This is a genomic window from Salinibacterium sp. NSLL17, from assembly GCF_015864935.1.
Classification (GTDB): domain Bacteria; phylum Actinomycetota; class Actinomycetes; order Actinomycetales; family Microbacteriaceae; genus Rhodoglobus.
Genome location: NZ_JADYWH010000001.1, coordinates 1,323,681 through 1,341,130, shown reverse-complemented (window position 1 = coordinate 1,341,130; position 17,450 = coordinate 1,323,681). Strand labels below are relative to the sequence as shown.

The following is a 17,450-nucleotide window of genomic DNA, read 5'->3' as shown; positions in this document are numbered from 1 at the left end:
CATGGTTGATGCACCGCGTTCGTTTATAGAGCACGTCGGTCACGTTCTTTTTCCCCGTGGACCGCTAGACCTCACAGATACTTCGCGATGCCCGGCGTGTTTTGTCACGCTCCCGCCTTCCGCGGTGTGCTCACAATGTGGGCTTGATCTCAATCACCCGGATGCCGCCCTTCTCCGCGAAGAATCACTCGACGTCGCGGCTCTGCTCGATTCCCGGCTCGAGCTCATCGGCAAGATCCGTTTCGAGACCGCCGCCGAACGCAAACGCGTTCGTGACGAAGTTCGGGATGCCGAATACGCTGCGCTCGAAGCTGCGGCAGCACAACGCGCCGCCCGCGTGGCCGCCATGTTGCAATCCAGTGATCACACCGTTGCGGCCCCGGAGACGCCGGCTCCGATCGAGGCTCCGGTGCATCCGCAGTTCCCGCAGCCCACGCCCATCGCTGCTCCCACCCCGGTCGCTTCCGCGATGCTGACTCCCGTTTCAGTTCCACCCACCACTGAAGCCACAGCTCCGACAACGATCGACGCCCCCGCTGCTCGCTCGCACGCTGGCATCCAGGTCATCCTGCTGATCGTGGGAGTGTCGCTGCTCTCGGTCGGCGCGATCTTCTTCCTTATCTACGCCTTCATTAGCTTTGGGCTCATTTGGCGGTCGGCGATCATCGCAACCATCACTATCGCCAGCATCGTCGGGGCAACCATGGTGAAGAAGCGTGGGCTCTCTGCTACCGCTGAAGCGCTATCCGCACTTGCGATCGTGCTTGTCGGGCTCGATATCTACGCTGTGCGTGCGAATGAATTACTTGTCGTCGGCGACTCTGCCGGCCGCGTGTACTGGGGCTCAGCGATGATCGTCGCTGCGCTGGGATTCATGTGGTGGCATCGGGCGAGCACAATCAGGCTCGTCAATGTGGTGGCGTTCGTGGCTTTCCCGCCCGCAGCTGCCCTCGTCGTCGCCGGCTTGGCCGACGGACGGTTCCCTGAGGCAAATGTGCTGCTCCCCATGGTGGCGTTCACCACCGCGACGCTCATCTACCTCATAGCTGCGCACGGAGAATACTCTGGGCGAGTAGAGCGCACGACCATGCTCGTTTTCGCCTACCTGGGGCTCTCGATCGGGTTCTTCAGCGCAATCATCTCTCTTTTCGTCTCGTCAGAATTCGCTGGCAATCGCTCGACGGGAATCTGGCTCCTCGTCTTGGGCGCGGTAGCGGCAATCCACAGCGTCGCGGCTCATCGTGCGGCCTTCGATCCGATCATCCGCAACACTTTCGCGATGATCGCAGGTCTCACGATCGCGACAGCAGTGTCGACTCTCCTGTCGAACGACTCCCCTATCGCGGTCTTCTCCGTTGCCGCTGCACTCACCACTCTTGCGGTGCTGAGCGAGGCGAGCGGGCGACACTTCGGCGCGACAAGCCGGAGTACCACCCTGTGGGCATCGCTCGGCGTGTGGGCGATTACCGCGATTGCGCTGATCGCGCCCCTGAGCGCGTCGCTCTCTGTAGCGCTGCAGTATTTCTCTCAGACGTCCCTGCGCCGCACTACCGCGGCGAGCGCGCCGTTCGCCATCAGCGACAACGGCTGGCCTCAGCTTGCCCTCCTCAGCGTTCCAGTGATTATGGCGTTGGCGTGGTGGGCCACGCGCCAACTCCGCGGTCGGCTCTCTCTGCTGCTCGCGAGCGCGGGTGCCGCGCTCGCCCTAGCAGCGCCGCTGGCCGGAACGCTGCTGCTCGCTGTTGCGGTGTGGCTTGCGCTAGCTGTACTGGCTGTCGTGGCAATAGGTGTGAGCCAACGCCGCCGCCCCGGACTGCGCCTCAGCACAATCATTCTTGCCCTGGGCGGCTTCACACCGCTAGCGCTTGCGTTCGGTTCAGGATGGTCCAGCTACGGAACGTGGCTTCTCGCCAGCCTCGGCACAGCGGCCGTGCTCTTTGCCGCCCGCTACCTCGTGACCGTTGTGTCAGTTCGCACGACGATGCTGGGCTTGACGATGCTCGTGCTGTTGCTCGCGGCCGCGGGCGTGGGAGAACAGCTGCAATTCGCACTCACTCCCCTCGATCCCCATCCGCTCGAATCGTGGATGACCGTCTCCGTTCTTGCCGTCGTCATCAGCGCGCGATCGCTCTGGCCCCGCACCCGCGAAGTGACCGCCCTCGAACGACAGGTTCTGTGGTGGATAGGGATTGTCGGCACCGCAGTTGCGGGGACCATTCTTTGGGTAGCAACAGGCAGCGGGGCCCCTTTCACGAATGCACCACTCGCCCTGAGCCTCATAACCATCAGCCTGCTCGTCTCTGTGCTGTTCGTCGCAGTGCTTATCGTCACGATGCTGAACAACACCGCGCTAGTTGCCCGAGCATCAGCGAATACGGGCGCTACGAATGCTGCGAGCGCAACGAGTGCAACGACAGGGCGCTCGATCGAAAGCTTCGTTGCCGCTGCGGCGCTCGCGCCCGCGGTGGTGTGGGCACTCGATAGTGCGAGCCGTACCGCTGGTCTCGGCGCTATAGCGATCGAGTTAGCGCCGGCCACGGCATCCGTTCTCGTCGGAGCGCTCACGATGGCCCTGCGTGTGCGGGGCCGACACACATTCGTGCGACGCATCGCTGAACTCAGCGCGCTCACCGTTGCACTGTTCACCACAGCGAATGCAATTCTTCAGCCCCACGAGACACACTGGCTGATCGCGCTTCTCGTCTCGATCACCCTTCTGCTGGCATCGATCTCCGCCGACGGAATCGTAGGCTCGGCTTCGCCACGGCGCTTCGTTATCTGGGGTGCGGTCGCATTCGCCACGTGGGCCTTGTGGCTACGCCTTGAGCAATACCGAGTCGAGGCGCTCGAGGCCTACGTACTGCCGCTTGCCGCGGTTGTGGTGGCAATCGCCATCTTTACGGCCAGAGCAGAACTACGCGAATCCCGCCTGCGCTCTGGAGCGTTCATCGCTCTCGCTGGACTGCTTATCGCCGTTGTGCCGCTCGCGCTGAACTCCGCAAGTGGCTCAGGCACCAGCACCCTCGTCATCTCCGCCCTGTGTGCGGCGCTCCTGATTGCCGCGTCGTTCATTGCGCCGCGCGAGTCGTTGCTCAGTTTCTGGGGAATCGCCGTTGTCGCCTCAGCCACGGGACTCATCACCGCCACAGCAGCGCGCGTTCTCTACTCCGTGACCGCCGCACCGAGCGCGCTGCCCGAAGCAGAAGTGTGGCTCATCGGGGCTGTAGCCCTCATGACGATCGCGAGTTTCGGACTCGCCTCCGCCGGTTTCGCGCGTGTCTCGCACTCCACCCTGTGGCAGCGGTCGGGGCCTGTGCTGCTCGGCGCCGCCGTGACACTGCTGTATGTGGTTGAAGGCATCATCGTGATTGACCCGTCTACTTCGTCGACACCGCTCACCGATATCCGGGTCCTTGCCTTAGTCGCTCTTGGCGCGGTGCTTCTCGTTGTGGGCGCGCGCTTCGCGACGCCGCCTCTCACCCCCCACGTGACCTACCTTGCGTTCACCCTCGCGTCGTTCATTGCACTCGCGACCTACGCCCTGGGCGTCGTGCAGTACCTCGAGTTCTGGCTGATCGCCGCCATCCTTGGTTTCGGGATGATCGCACGGGAACTAATTATTCGATCGCGTGAGGTCGCGATGCTCGAACCACAAGCACTCTGGTGGACAGGCTTCGGCGCAATCGCATTCGCCGGAGCACACTTCTGGAACGCAAACGTCGTCGGCGGATCAGGAGTCACCGCTCCTTTCATGCTCGATGTAGCCGTCATCAATACGCTGGGTGCTGCGCTCCTCGTCGTGGCGTTGAGCTTCACCATTTTCGCTCGAGGCGCACACACGTTTGTGCCCGAGAACATTGCCGCAGCGGCAGCTCTCGCCCCCGCGACCGCCTGGCTGTTCGATAGCACTGCCAGAATGATCGAGCTCTCGGCAGTCGTGATCGAACTCGCTCCCGCAACGGCAGCAGTGCTCGTCGCTGCATTCAGCATGATTCTGCGACTGCGGGATCACCGCAGCGCTGTTCGTCGAGCAAGTGAGATCAGTGCTCTTACGGTTGCCGCAATCACGACGGTGAGTGCGGTTCTCGAGCCACAGAGCACTCCATGGCTGATCGTGTTGTTTGTGTCGGTCGCGCTGCTACTCAGTGCCATTTCGACTGACGGAGTGTTCGGGTCTGCATCACTTCGCCGCCACGTGGTGTGGGCTGCGGTGGCCTTTGGCACGTGGGCACTGTGGCTTCGACTCGATCAGGCCCGCGTCGACGCTCTTGAAGCGTACGTTCTGCCTCTCAGCGCCGTCGTGATCGCCCTCTCGATACTGATTGCACGCGCAGAGCTGAGAGGGGCGCGGCTAGCTTCGGCACCGGCGATCGCTCTCGTCGGCCTGCTCATTGCGGTGCTTCCCCTCGCGCTCAATGCTGCAGACGGCAACGGACTCCGCACCCTCATCATCGCGGGGCTCTGCGGAGCTCTCTTAGTGGCTGCCGCCTTCGTGGAGCCACGCAGCGAGCTCATCGACTTCTGGGGCGTCGCAATCATTGCGTCCGCATCCGGGCTCATTCTCGCGACTGCATCACGGGCGTTCATCCTGCTGTCTGAAAACAGAGGTCTGTTGCCTGAACTCGACTCCGGTCTGCTGGTCGCGGTTGCGCTACTGGCTCTCGCCAGCTTCGGTGCCGCTGCGAGTGGATTCTCTCGTGACGAGAACCGCCCGGGGTGGGCAACCATGAGCGAAGTGCTGCTCGGCAGTGCCCTCGTGCTGCTTTATGGGATGGAAATCCTGACGTTGCTCGGCACAGACCAGCGAAACGCGTCGGTCGACGCCGTTCGCATCATTAGCCTGGTCGCACTCGGCAGCGTTCTTCTCGTGCTCGCGGCTCGTGCCTCTACGCGACCGCTTACCCACCGCATGAGCTACCTCGCCTTCATTCTCGCCAGCATCCTCGGCGTGATCGGGTACTTCGGAACGCTCGTGGAGCCACTCGAGTGGGTGTCTGTGCTTCTCGGGGTGGCTCTGCTCGCCCACGGAGGGCTGCGGATGGTGAGCGATCCGGATGCGCGCAGCATGCAGTGGCTTAGCGGCGGCCTCGTTGTGCTGCTAGCCCCCAGTCTCATCGCGACGTTTGTGGACACCGATAGCGCGGGAACTCAGTGGCGCATTGTTGCTCTCGGAATCGTCGGCGTGACGATCATCGTGCTCGGAGCATGGCTGAAGCTCAAAGCGCCCCTCATCATTGCCACCGTTGTCGTTCTCATTCACGCGTCGCACACTTTTGCTCCCGCGCTCATCAGCTTCTACCAGCTGACCTCGTGGTGGCTGTGGGCTGTAGTCGGTGGCGCGATCGTGTTGTTCCTCGGCATTACGCTCGAGCGGCGCATCCGCGATCTCAAGACGCTCAACACCAAATTCAGCGCACTTCGCTAAGCAGAAAGAAGGCGACGCTAGCGCTGCAACCAGGTGAGCACCGCGAGAACGCGGCGGTGGTCGCTGCCCGAATCTTCGAGATTCAGCTTCTGAAAAATTGCCGTCACGTTCTTTTCGACCGCGCCAACACCGATGACGAGCTGCTTAGCGATGGCCGCATTCGTGCGCCCCTCGGCCACGAGCGTCATGACTTCGTGCTCACGCGGAGTCAACGACATCAAGGGATCTTGACGGCGACCGACGAGTTGAGCAACAACCTCGGGATCGAGCACCGTGCTGCCGGCAGAAATCCGCTCCACCGCATCCTGCAACTCGTCCAGAGACGCAACGCGATCCTTCAAGAGGTAGCCGACCCCGCCGCGACCTGACGACAAGAGCTCTTGCGCATACACAACCTCGACATACTGCGAGAGCAAGAGGATGCCGATCTGGGGCCGCAATTCACGCAAGCGAATGGCGGCGCGCACTCCCTCATCCCGAAACGTCGGCGGCATGCGCACGTCGAGCACCACAAGATCGGGAGCACAGTCGTCGAGGTTCGCGAGCAGCTCATCCGCGTCCCCAAACGCACCGACAACATCGAAGCCGGCTTCGACGAGCACACGCACGAGCCCTTCGCGCAGCAGTACCGAATCATCAGCAACAGCAACGCGCAAAGGGTTCATGCGCTTAAGACTAGAGGTCAACGGGCGCCCGATCTGCACTCAGTTTGGGCAAAGGCAGCCGCGCCGCTACCGTCGTTGGCCCACCAGTGGGGCTCTCGATCTCAAGGCGTCCGCCGACACCGCGAACACGTTCTTCGATGCCAGCAAGACCGTGGTCGGCGAGCACCGCGGCGCCGCCCTGGCCGTCATCCGTGACCTGAACGAGGAGCCAGGGACGGCCATCCGATTGCTCGGTGAGAAGCCGAACGGAGGCATGGCCAGCGTGAGCGTGCTTGGCGACGTTGGTGAGCAATTCAGCGACAACGAAGTACGACGCACGCTCGACTTCGTCTGGAAGAACGAGCGAGGTCGGAAGCTCGGAGGTGAGCGTCGTTGGCACGGCTGCGCGCGCGGCTACTGATTCAAGGGCTGCAACGAGGCCACGGTCGAGCAAAAGTGGCGGTGCGAACCCGCGTGACAGAGCCCGCAGTTCTTCGAGCGCTTCAGCCGACTGTGCTTGGGCTTCCGTGAGCAACTGGCGAGCCTTGTCTGGATTGGTGTCGAGCTGGCGTTCAGCAGCCGCGAGATCCATCTGCAGTCGCACGAGACGCTGCTGCGGGCCGTCGTGGATGTCACGCTCCAGCCGGCGAAGCGAGTGACCTTCTGCCGAGAGGGCAGCGCCACGCGACTCTTCGAGGGACTGCACTTCGCGGCGAAGACCATCCGACTTGAAGGCGGTGAGGGTTCCGCGGGCAAGCCACCACTGGGTCAGAACGAGGCCGCGAGTGACGAACGGGAGGGTGGCGATGAAGATGAGGCCGATGACGAACGCAACGATGTTATCGGCGACTACAGGGTTCCAACCGGCGGTGTTGACCCCGAAGAGGCCGAAGGACCACTCGCCGATCGACCAGTCGGGGTCGCCCGTCTGCACTTCACCATCGAGGGCCCACGCGAAGATTCCGGTAAGTCCGACGGTGAGCCACACGAAGGAGATCGTCCACGTGATGATCGTGAGAATGAAGCCAAGAATTGTGGTGTGCAGCAGGTACAGCCAGTAGTGGGCGTTGCCAAGCGTCGCAGCGAGCCAGCCGCCGAAACCTGTAGCGGCTCGGTCGTCTTGCCAATCCGGGCGCTCTAGCCGGGCCCGGCCAGTCCATTCCAGAAGGTTGACATGGGCCAGCCCGAAGCCGCGGCCAACATACAACGCCAAAATCATGACAAAGAACCCGATAAGAAAGACCGCGAGTGTGCCGATCCCGGTAGCGACAAGCGAGATTGCCACGCCGAATCCGGTTATCGCAATCGGGAATCCGAGGATCAGATAGAGCACCTCTTTTGGAGTGGTGCGCCACAGCTGCCAATAGGGGTTTCGGGGCTTCGTCACAGTGTCTGTAGTCATAAGTCTCTCGCTTTAGTCTCGCGCATTGGCGGGGCGGATGTTCGTCTCCTACAGAATCGCGAAAACCAGAAATACTCCCCAGCGTGGATGCACACAAAACGGCAGTGGGGATATCCCCCGTGAGCGAGCTCGGCGTTGCAGACTGGCATCCATTCGGCACTGTTGGAAACCGCGTGTTGCAGCGGGTTAGCGTTGCCTCAGCTTGCTTGCGAATTTTTTGCGCCGACGTAGCGTTGTACCTGTAGAACAACGAAGGAGCACACAATGACCGAAATTAAAGCAGTTCCGCAGACCTCAGCAGACCCTGATGTCACCTCGGGTGTTGCCCAGTTCCTCGGCCCGGTCGTCACCGACCTCACGGCCCTGTCGATTGACGGCAAGCAGGCTCACTGGCACGTTCGCGGTGTCAACTTCCAGGCAGTACACGAACTTCTCGACGTCATCGTCGACCACGCCCGCGAGTGGGCTGACACCGCAGCAGAGCGCGTAGTCGCTCTCGGACTTCCGATTGACGCTCGCACGCAGACCGTCGGCACCAAGGCAACGACTCCGAGCATGACCGCAGGCTTCCAGCAGTCCGACGAGGTCATCGCGCAGGTTATCGCCGCGATCGACGCGACTCTCGTGACCGTCCGCACCGCCGTTGACGAGCTCGGTGAGCTCGACAAGGTCAGCGAAGACGTCGCCATCGAGATCGCTCGTGGGCTAGAGAAGGACCGCTGGTTCCTCTTCGCTCACCTCGCCACCAAGTAACTTCTCTGGCGGTCGCTTCACCGCGACTAGTTGAGCCTCCGATTCGTCGTAGCTACAGCTGGTTGTGAGTGAAGCGCCCATCCAGAATCGTCGCGTCAACCCGCATCGATCGCAGTTCTTCACCGCTGCAGTCGAGCGGGTTTTTGCGTGTCACGACAATGTCCGCCACTTCGCCCACGGCGATGGTCGACTGCACTGAGGCCTTGAGAGCTTCGGCTACGGTGATGCGCTGTTCGGGGTACCACGGCTCCCGCCCATCGCGGCTGCGGCTCACAGCCGACGCGATCGCTGCCCACGGGTCAAGCGGGGCGACCGGAGCATCCGATCCCATCAGAAGTTCGATGCCGGCATCGAGCATGGAACGCAGCGCGATCGTGCGGTGGTTGCGTCCGGGCCAGAGAGCGTCGGCAACATCGCGGTCATCCATGGCGTGTTCGGGCTGCACGCTTGCTGCGATTCCGAGAGCCGCGAAGCGAGGCAAGTCCGATTCAGAAAGTGACTGGGCGTGCTCGATGCGGCCACGGCATCCGACGATTTCAAAAGCGTTGAGGGCGAGCGTGTTGGCGTCGTCGCCGATGGCGTGCACGGCGGGCGACAAACCGGCGCCGCTGGCGGTGCGGATCCACTCGACGAGTTCGTCAGCGGGGATATTGAGCACTCCCCTGTTGTGTGGTTCGCCCGGGTAATGCTCGACGCAGTACGCGGTGCGGGTGTTGAGCGAACCGTCAGTGATGATCTTGAACGGCCCGACTTCGAGCAGTGGCGCCAACTGTTGCCCGGTGGCGAGGCCTTCGAAGATGGCGCGTTCCAGGAAGCGCGGATAAACGCCAACGCGCACGCGAAACAGATCGAATCCTTCGAGCATGCGGCGCTGCCAGTTCTCGAACTCCCACGTCATTTCGAGATCGACGATTCCGACGACGCCACGGGATGCCGCTTCCGCAGCCCCGTCACGGATCCACCCATCAAGAATGTCGGGTTCCACTCGGCTGAGCGCGCTTCCGACAGCGAAGGCTTCTTCTTCGCGCAGGAACCCGGTCGGGTGGTCGTAAAAACCGAAGCGTTCGAGGGCGAGGCTGTTGAGCCAGCAGGAGTGCAGGTCGCCGCTGACGAGCACGACGGCGATGTCGGAAACGGCCGAGTCGAGCAGGGCGCGAGTGGGCTGGTCGGGCCAGAGGGCGTCGCGGAAGCCTTGCCCCACGATGATGCCGTCGGACTGTGGGAGCACCGAAGTGGCGAGAGTGACGGCAACCTCGGTGGCCGAAGTCGTGTGGCTGAGATCAAGGCGCTGCGATTGCTGCGCCCACATGCTGGAATGCACGTGCTGGTCCCAGAGGCCGGGCATGATCCAGCGGCCGTCGAGATCGACAGTGTCGTGGGCAGCGTCGTGGCCCGCAGCAACGTCGCCAGCGGCATCCGCCGACTGCGCGTGGGGCTCGATAGCGGAGATGCGTCCCTCGGTGAGGGTGACATCGACCAGGGCGGAGGCATCGTCGCCGACGATGCGCGCGTTAGTCAGTTTCACTCGGTAGTGCCCTTGTCATTTCTGCGGCTAGTTCTGAGCTAGCGTACGCGCAGTTAGAGCGGTGACGCACTTTAGCTACCCAGTAGTGCTTGGCAGCTGGGGCACCAGTACAGCTTGCGGGCCGAGGCGAGTTCCATCGCGATGTTCGTGCCACACACACGGCACGGCAGTCCTTCGCGGTGATACACCCAGTGACGGTCATCCCGGCTCGCGAGCGCGGCCGTGTAGTCGTCGCCGGTGAGCCCATCCATTGTCATCATCTGGCCGGTACGCACACCGATTTCGAGCAGGTGGGCCCAGTCGCGCCAGAGTTCGCGCACCAGTTCTTCGGGGATGAGCTTGCCCGGTGTGTGCGGATCGAGGCGGGCGCGGAACAAAATCTCGGCACGGTAGACGTTGCCGATGCCGCTGACGATCGACTGATCCATGAGTTGGATGCCGATAGCCGTCTGCTTCTTGCGAACGGTTGCCACAAAGCGTTCTTCGGCCTCGCCATTGTCGTCGACCAAGGGGTCGGGCCCGAGCTTGTTGAGCGCGACTTGGACTTCGTCGGGGTTCAGCACTTCGCACGCGGTTGGCCCGCGCAGGTCGGCACACGTCGTGTCGGTCAGGAGGCGAACGCGCACGGCGCCGATGGGCTCGGGCGGGAACTCTGAAACCGTGTCGGTCGCTTTCTCTTGCTCCGACATCCGCAAGCGGGTGCGTCGCGGGGCGCCGATGCTCGCGAGCGAGTCTTCGTGCTCCCCCACGACCGAGTTGCCGGCACCAGCCGCAGCGCTGCTCATCTCGACAGCCCCGGACCCAGCGTCAGCATCATCAACAACGGTGCCATGCTGGTTGGTCTGCCCCATGCGACCGGCAGCGGATGCGGTAGTCGCGTCGGCGGTGAAGTTGCCCGCGAAATCCCACGCTCCGTAGAGCCCGAGGTGCACGCGCAGCCAACGGTCGTGCTCGAATTCGAGGAACATCTGCTTGCCGACGGCTTTGGCGCTGAGCATCCGCAACCCATCGATGCGTTCGGCTCCCGCAGCAAAGCGACCTTGCGGTGAGGACACCGCGACGGTTTTGCCGACGAAGTGCAGCGCGAACTGGCGCGCAATGCGATGTACGGAATGCCCCTCAGGCATTAGTCGTCGAAGGGGTGCGCGGCGATGGCGCCTGTCGTCTCGTACTCGGCAAGCTGAGCGATGCGGCGGGCGTGGCGCTCGTCGCCCGAGAAGGGCTCGGCAATGAAGAGGTCGATGAAGCGCGTGGCTTCGTCGACGGTGTGCTGACGGGCGCCGATGGAGATGACGTTGGCGTCGTTGTGCTGGCGGGCCAGAGCGGCGGTCGAGTCGTTCCACACGAGAGCGGCGCGGATGCCCACAACCTTGTTGGCGGCGATCTGCTCACCGTTTCCCGACCCACCAAAGACAACACCGAGCGCTTCGACACCGGCAGCCTGGTCGGCGGCAACACCACGGGCTGCGGCGATGCAGAATCCGGGGTAATCGTCGAGAGCGTCGTACTGAACGGGGCCGTGATCGATCACTTCGTGGCCGGCATCGGTGAGGTGCTGCTGCAGGGTGGCACTGAACTCGAGGCCAGCGTGATCGGTGGCGATATGGATGCGCATTTGTCCAGTCTACGGTCGCGATCATCCACTATTGCCGACATTCAGCGGGCGCGGCATAAGCTAGTTGGGTGCGGTCACAAACCGCCCCAAGACGAAGGAGTTGTACGTGCCCGGAGAGAACCTCACCCGAGTTGAAGCGCAAGAACGCAAAGCGATTGTCAACGTAGACAGTTATGAGATTGCGCTTGACCTCACCACTGGTCCTGAGACGTTTAAGAGCAGCACGACTGTTCGCTTTACTGCCACTGCTGGCGCATCCACGTTCATTGATTCGATCACCCGCACGGTGCACTCGGTCACGCTCAATGGCACCGCTCTTGATGTTGCTGCCGTGAACGATGGTGTGCGCATCCAGCTCGACAACCTTGCTGAGAACAATGTTCTTGAGGTTGTGGCGGATGCCGAATACACCAACACCGGTGAGGGACTGCACCGCTTCGTCGACCCTGTTGACGAAGAGGTTTACCTCTACTCGCAGTTCGAGGTGCCCGACTCGCGTCGCGTGTTCGCTGTGTTCGAGCAGCCTGACCTCAAGGCCACGTTCCAGTTCACGGTGACCGCGCCGGCACGCTGGGCCATGATCAGCAACTCGCCAACCCCTGAGCCTGTCGTGGATGGCGAGAACGCCACGTGGGAGTTCCCACCCACTCAGATCATGGCGAGCTACATCACCGCGATCGTGGCTGGCCCGTATGTCGAGGTTCGCGACGAGCTCACCTCGAGCGATGGCCGCGTCATCCCCCTCGGTATCTTCACGCGTGCTTCGCTGAGCGAGTACCTCGATGCTGACTACATTTTCGAGAAGACCAAGCAGGGCTTCGAGTACTTCGAGAAGCACTTCCAGTACCCGTACCCCTTCCCCAAGTACGACCAGCTGTTCGTGCCCGAGTTCAACGCGGGTGCCATGGAGAACGCTGGCGCTGTCACATTCACCGAGACCTACGTGTTCCGTTCGAAGGTGACCGACGCCATCAAGGAACGTCGCGTCGTCACGATCTTGCACGAGCTGGCTCACATGTGGTTCGGCGACCTCGTGACCATGAAGTGGTGGAACGACCTGTGGCTCAACGAATCGTTCGCTGAGTGGGCATCCACCATCGCTACCGCTGAAGCTACCGAGTGGACCGAAGCGTGGACCACGTTCGCGGCCATGGAGAAGAGCTGGGCCTACAAGCAGGACCAGCTTCCGTCGACTCACCCCGTCTACGCGTCGATCAACGACCTCGATGACGTTCTCGTCAACTTCGACGGCATCACCTACGCCAAGGGTGGCTCGATTCTCAAGCAGCTCGTTGCTTGGGTTGGCCTCGAAGCGTTCATGGCTGGCGTTGCGGCGTACTTCAAGAAGCACGCCTACGGCAACTCCGAGCTCAAGGATCTGCTCGTTGAGCTGGAGAAGACCAGTGGCCGCGAGCTCATGGAGTGGAGCAAGCTGTGGCTTGAGACCGCTGGCGTGAACACGCTGCGTCCGGATGTGGTGACCGCTGAAGACGGAACCGTCGAAAGCTTCGCAATCGTTCAGACCGCAGCCGACGATTACCCCACGATTCGCCCGCACCGTCTCGCTATCGGTTACTACTCGTTGGAGGACGGCAAGCTTGTTCGCCACCACCGCATCGAGATCGATGTTGAGGGTGAGCGCACCGAGGTTCCTGAGCTCGTGGGCACGAAGCGCCCCGACCTCATCCTGATCAACGATGACGACCTCGCCTACGCGAAGATCCGTCTCGATGACGCGTCGCTTGCTGTGGCTATGAAGCACCTCTCGGACATCACTAACCCGCTGGCTCGCGCCATCGTGTGGGGTGCCGCGTGGGATGCTGCTCGTGATTCTGAGACTCCGGCCAGCGATTATGTTGCCCTGGTTCTCGGCAACATTGCGTCGGAGACCGAGTCGACCACCATCCGCACTACGCTCGCGCAGTTGGTTCTGGTTGCTAAGCAGTACGTTGCTCCTGAGCGTCGTGCCGCCACGGTTGAGAAGATCGGCGACACGCTCTGGGCTCTCGCTCAGAGCGCTGAGGCTGGGTCGGATGCTCAGTTCCAGTTCGTGAAGTACTTCGCGAATGTGGCATCCACTGAACAGCACGTCACGGTGCTTCGCGCCCTGTTGAGCGGTTCGACCACGCTCGAGGGTCTCGAAATTGACACTGACCTGAGCTGGGAGCTTCTGGAGGGCCTCGTGCTCAACGGTGCGGCTGGTGATGCTGACGTGGATGAGGCTCTCGCCAAGGACAAGACGGCAAACGGCCAGCAGGCTGCGGCTCGGGTTCGCGCAACGATCCCGACCGAAGCGGGCAAGCAGGCTGCGTTTGATTCGCTCGTGAAGAGTGACAAGGCTCCGAACGCGATCGTGCGCAACGTGACGATGGGCTACACCCACGTGAACGACCCCGCTGTGCTGGAAGCTTTTGTGGCTCCGTACTTCGAGGCGATCAACGATGTGTGGAACAACCGCAGCTACGCGATTGCCGAGACGGTTCTTCGTGGCCTCTACCCGGCACCGCTAGCAAACCAGGGACTCGTGGATGCTACGAATGCTTGGCTCGAGGCGAACCCCGATGTTCCGGCCCTGCGCCGCATCATCGTGGAGAACCTTGCGGGTGTTGAGCGTGCACTGGTAGTTCAGGCTCGCGACAACTCCTAACCCCTTTCAGCCGCCTCACGGCGGGCATGCTGGGGCCTAGCGGTGACTACACAGAAGTCACTCGCTAGGCTCCGAGCATGGAAGATTTCTCGTGGGATGGGCTGTGGGCCGCCCTAGGCGCCATTGACGGCAGCCTGCATCTGCTGCGCGGCCTCGCGATTATTGTTGGCGCGTGGTTGCTGCGCTTCGTGCTGTTGTTCGTCATCAAGCGCGTTGTTGATCGCGTCGTCAACGGTGTCAAACACAAAGAGAACATTCACGACACCCAGGTTCTGCTGACCTCGCCGCTGGCTGCGGTTCGAGTCGTTCAGCGCACGCGCACCCTCGGCGGCGTGCTTTCCAGTATCGTCACTGTCGTCATTGTGATCATCGTGATGATCTTGCTCTTCGACCTCTTCGCGCCGAACGCCACAGGCGCCTTCGCGCTCATCACGGCCGCAACCGGTGCCGGGCTCGGTTTCGGCGCCCAAAACGTCGTCAAAGACGTGCTGAACGGTCTCTTTATGGTGGCCGAGGATCAGTTGGGCGTTGGCGACATTGTTGACCTCGGGCCCGCTGTGGGTGTGGTGGAGTCGGTCGACATCCGAACCACGCAGGTGCGCGACGTCAACGGCACCCTGTGGTTTGTGCGCAACGGTGAGATCACCCGCGTGGGCAATATGTCGCAGGGTTGGGCGCGCGTGATCATCGATCTTGCTGTGCCGTATGAATCGGATGTGGATGCCGTGCAGGAGCGCATTTTGCAGACGGCGATCGATCTGTCGAAGACTCCCAAATGGGCTACTCGCATCTTGGAGGTGCCCGAGATTTGGGGCATTGAATCTATTTCGGATGAAGCCGTTGTCGTTCGTCTTGTCGTGAAGACGGCATCCGCAACGAAGGATGATGTTGCTCGTGAATTGCGAAGCCGTTTGAAGAAGTCACTTGATGAGGCGGGTGTCAAACTTCCCGCATTGAACTCCATCGTGTTGAGTGGGTTCGAGGGTGCTGCGAGTGTTCGTGGTGCGCGTCCGCCGCGCACTCGTCCGGTGCCGCTGAACTTTGGCGAGGAGAAGCCCAAGAAATGACCGAAGCAGAGAACGTGACTGAGCCTGCGGGCGTCACTGAGCCCGTGAATGCGGCCGAACCTGGGAATGCTGCTGAACCCGCGAAGCGCCCGAAGATTCGCATCATTGCGAAGCCGGCGGTGACTCCGGATGCTCCGGCCGACTCGATGTGGGAGCTCATCGGCGGTCGCGACACGTTCGAGAAGCTCGTGCGCGAGTTCTACGTTGGCGTCGCGACAGACGAGGTGCTGCTGCCGATGTACCCGGAGCAGCCCGATCTTGAGGGTGCCATCCAGCGCCTGACAGGTTTCTTGGAACAGTATTGGGGCGGCCCGAACACGTACAGCCAGGAACGTGGACACCCTCGCCTGCGCATGCGCCACATGCCCTTCAAGGTGAACCCGGATGCCCGTGACCGCTGGTTGCACCACATGCGCAACGCCCTCGATACTCTCGAATTGCCGCCGCTCTACGACGCCGAAATCTGGGCGTACCTCGACCGTGCCGCGCACGCCATGGTCAACACGTTTGAGGAGTAGCTAGCGAGTACGCTTCACACCCAGCCGGTGAACGATCTTTCACGCGGGATCATTTCGAAGTAGCGGGTCCACCCGGCGTCGCTCCAGCGGTAGTGACCACTTCGTACAGCGTCGATCCACCAGGCGATTGGCGTGCAGAGCGAAACGAGCTGGGTGTCAGTATCGGCCGGGTTGGTTCTCGTATCGAATGCAACCATCCTGACCAACGGCAACGTCTCAGCGTCTGTGCACTGAATTGCGATGCCGTTATCCCAACGCCCCGTTAGCCTGAGCCAGTTGGGATCCCAATCCAATTCGTTGCCTGCGATTTCACCAATGTCCAGATCTTGCAAGCGAATGACTCCCGCAATATCCCAGAAGGTGTGTCCACTCCAAAAAACCCGTGGTGCGGTGTCTGGCGAGCTGGGGTGTTCCCCGTTGTGCCACTCGAACCAGGTGAGTAACTCTGGCGGGACAGCCCGGACCCGAGGTTCAAGCTGCCGTTCGACATCGCCCGCATTCAACCCGGGGTTGAAAAGATTCGTCGGCGCACCTACTACGCGCAGTTCTCTCTCGAATTCTGCGAGCAATTCGGCGAGAAGTTCAGGCCCGGCGCCTTCGACGCTCGGCCCGTGCTCGGTGCTAACCGTTTTCGGCAGGGTTCTCATGCTGAGCACGATACCGTGGCGACAGGGCGACCCTAGGTCGAATTACCGCCGCTCTACGACGCCGAAATCTGGGCATACCTCGACCGTGCCGCGCACGCCATGGTCAACACGTTTGAAGAGTAAGCGCGCGGCTACCCGCCCCGTCTACTCGTCTTCGAAGAAATCAAACTCATCTTCGCGCGCAAGCTTCGCGTTGAGCGATGATGCGAGCGTCTGCAGCGCAGTCATGACCGCTTGCCACTGAGCTTTTGTGGGGTTGATCGAGTCGACATGAACGGCCCGCAGTCGGCCGCCGTACGCAGCAGTCGCGAATACGGCAACCTCATGATCCGCACGCATGAACTCAGCCATCTCCTCAGCGAGGATGACTGCCGCGGTGATCGACTCTCCCTCGCTAGTGACGAACCCCAAACTGGTTAACGTCTTAGCAACCGCTCCAGCGTCGAGCGAACGAGCGTTTTCCAAGTTCTCTACATCAGTGTCCGGCGCCGCCAAGATGAGCTCGTCACCGACCGGCTCGTCGTCGCTGCTTTCCGCAGTGTTTAGCTCAAAACTCTCCGCGACCGAAACGAGAGTTAGCGGTGGTCGACGCGGCCCCGGTTCGCCCAAACCTTCCAGAACCGAAACCCCCGAGCGTGGAGTATTGCGGATGCGCTCATTCATAGCTAGACCGAAATTGAATACATTCTTCCGCGCACGATTCAAGAGAGAGTCTGGAGGGATAACCGTCGCGTGACCCAAAATCAATGCCAACGCCGTTTGTTCGCACCACAAGCCGAGGTCGAACGGGATGCTTTTGCCTGAGTCCATTGTGAATTGCGCGTGTGTTTCGTGGGTACTCATCATGTTCTGTCTGGTCTCGACTACCCAACGCACCTCGGTGAGGTATCCCCTCGCCACTTTAAAGATGTAATGCATTAGAAACTCTGACGCATACCGCGCTCTCGAGGTACTGCGGTCCGACTCCTCAACTATTGCCAGCCGGGACCGTGCATCATCGGGAACACCCGGGAAGTCGGCCCGGGCAAAATCAATGAACCAAGACCACAACGGGACAAGACTCTCCATCGAGCCATCAAACTGGTCAAGATCCATCCCGTCTGCGCGCAGCAGCTGTGCTAATTCGGCTAACCGAATCGGGCCATCTTCCTCAATGACCGCCCGATACAGTTCCGCATCAGCGGCGCTCAAATCACTGAACTCCACG

Annotated in this window: 12 protein-coding genes; 5 read left to right on the top strand and 7 right to left on the bottom strand. The window is 61.7% G+C overall.

Features of this window, described 5'->3' with window-relative positions:
• Positions 1–124 precede the first annotated feature (124 nt).
• Positions 125–5,425: an SCO7613 C-terminal domain-containing membrane protein gene (locus tag I6E51_RS06560; RefSeq protein WP_197109771.1), complete on the top strand. Its 5,301-nt coding sequence runs from the start codon at positions 125–127 to the stop codon at positions 5,423–5,425.
• A gap of 17 nt (positions 5,426–5,442) precedes the next feature.
• Here I6E51_RS06560 and I6E51_RS06555 read toward each other — a convergent pair whose 3' ends face one another.
• Entirely contained in the window at positions 5,443–6,090 is a 648-nt protein-coding gene (locus I6E51_RS06555) for a response regulator transcription factor (protein WP_231599675.1), read from the bottom strand.
• Between the two features lie 10 nt (positions 6,091–6,100).
• Positions 6,101–7,471, bottom strand: coding sequence for a sensor histidine kinase (locus I6E51_RS06550; RefSeq protein ID WP_197109770.1), 1,371 nt, complete (start codon positions 7,469–7,471; stop codon positions 6,101–6,103).
• Between the two features lie 264 nt (positions 7,472–7,735).
• On the opposite strand from I6E51_RS06550, the gene I6E51_RS06545 reads away from it, so the two are divergent.
• Positions 7,736–8,224, top strand: coding sequence for a Dps family protein (locus tag I6E51_RS06545; RefSeq protein WP_197109769.1), 489 nt, complete (start codon positions 7,736–7,738; stop codon positions 8,222–8,224).
• A gap of 52 nt (positions 8,225–8,276) precedes the next feature.
• Here the strand turns inward: I6E51_RS06545 and I6E51_RS06540 are convergent, their stop codons facing one another.
• The 3 genes from I6E51_RS06540 to I6E51_RS06530 form a co-directional block, all read right to left on the bottom strand.
• A complete protein-coding gene (locus I6E51_RS06540; RefSeq protein ID WP_197109768.1) occupies positions 8,277–9,749 on the bottom strand; it encodes an amidohydrolase in 1,473 nt (490 codons plus the stop codon).
• A 71-nt stretch (positions 9,750–9,820) separates the two neighbouring features.
• Positions 9,821–10,876, bottom strand: a complete 1,056-nt coding sequence (locus I6E51_RS06535; RefSeq protein WP_197109767.1) for an Fpg/Nei family DNA glycosylase — start codon at positions 10,874–10,876, stop codon at positions 9,821–9,823.
• Positions 10,876–11,364, bottom strand: a complete 489-nt coding sequence (locus I6E51_RS06530) for a ribose-5-phosphate isomerase (protein ID WP_197105941.1) — start codon at positions 11,362–11,364, stop codon at positions 10,876–10,878. The genes I6E51_RS06535 and I6E51_RS06530 overlap by 1 nt, the downstream gene beginning before the upstream one ends.
• 106 nt (positions 11,365–11,470) lie before the next feature.
• On the opposite strand from I6E51_RS06530, the gene pepN reads away from it, so the two are divergent.
• From pepN to I6E51_RS06515, 3 genes are all read left to right on the top strand, one after another.
• Positions 11,471–14,011, top strand: coding sequence for an aminopeptidase N (pepN, locus tag I6E51_RS06525; protein ID WP_197109766.1), 2,541 nt, complete (start codon positions 11,471–11,473; stop codon positions 14,009–14,011).
• 77 nt (positions 14,012–14,088) lie between these two features.
• Positions 14,089–15,078 (top strand): mechanosensitive ion channel family protein, encoded by a 990-nt coding sequence (locus I6E51_RS06520; RefSeq protein ID WP_197109765.1) that lies wholly within the window; start codon positions 14,089–14,091, stop codon positions 15,076–15,078.
• A 146-nt stretch (positions 15,079–15,224) separates the two neighbouring features.
• Positions 15,225–15,596, top strand: coding sequence for a globin (locus tag I6E51_RS06515; protein ID WP_040800259.1), 372 nt, complete (start codon positions 15,225–15,227; stop codon positions 15,594–15,596).
• Positions 15,597–15,610: 14 nt separating this feature from the next.
• On the opposite strand, the gene I6E51_RS06510 is transcribed toward I6E51_RS06515, so the two are convergent.
• Positions 15,611–16,243, bottom strand: coding sequence for a hypothetical protein (locus I6E51_RS06510; RefSeq protein ID WP_197109763.1), 633 nt, complete (start codon positions 16,241–16,243; stop codon positions 15,611–15,613).
• A 144-nt stretch (positions 16,244–16,387) separates the two neighbouring features.
• Positions 16,388–17,449, bottom strand: a complete 1,062-nt coding sequence (locus I6E51_RS06505; RefSeq protein ID WP_197109762.1) for a hypothetical protein — start codon at positions 17,447–17,449, stop codon at positions 16,388–16,390.
• Position 17,450 lies beyond the last annotated feature (1 nt).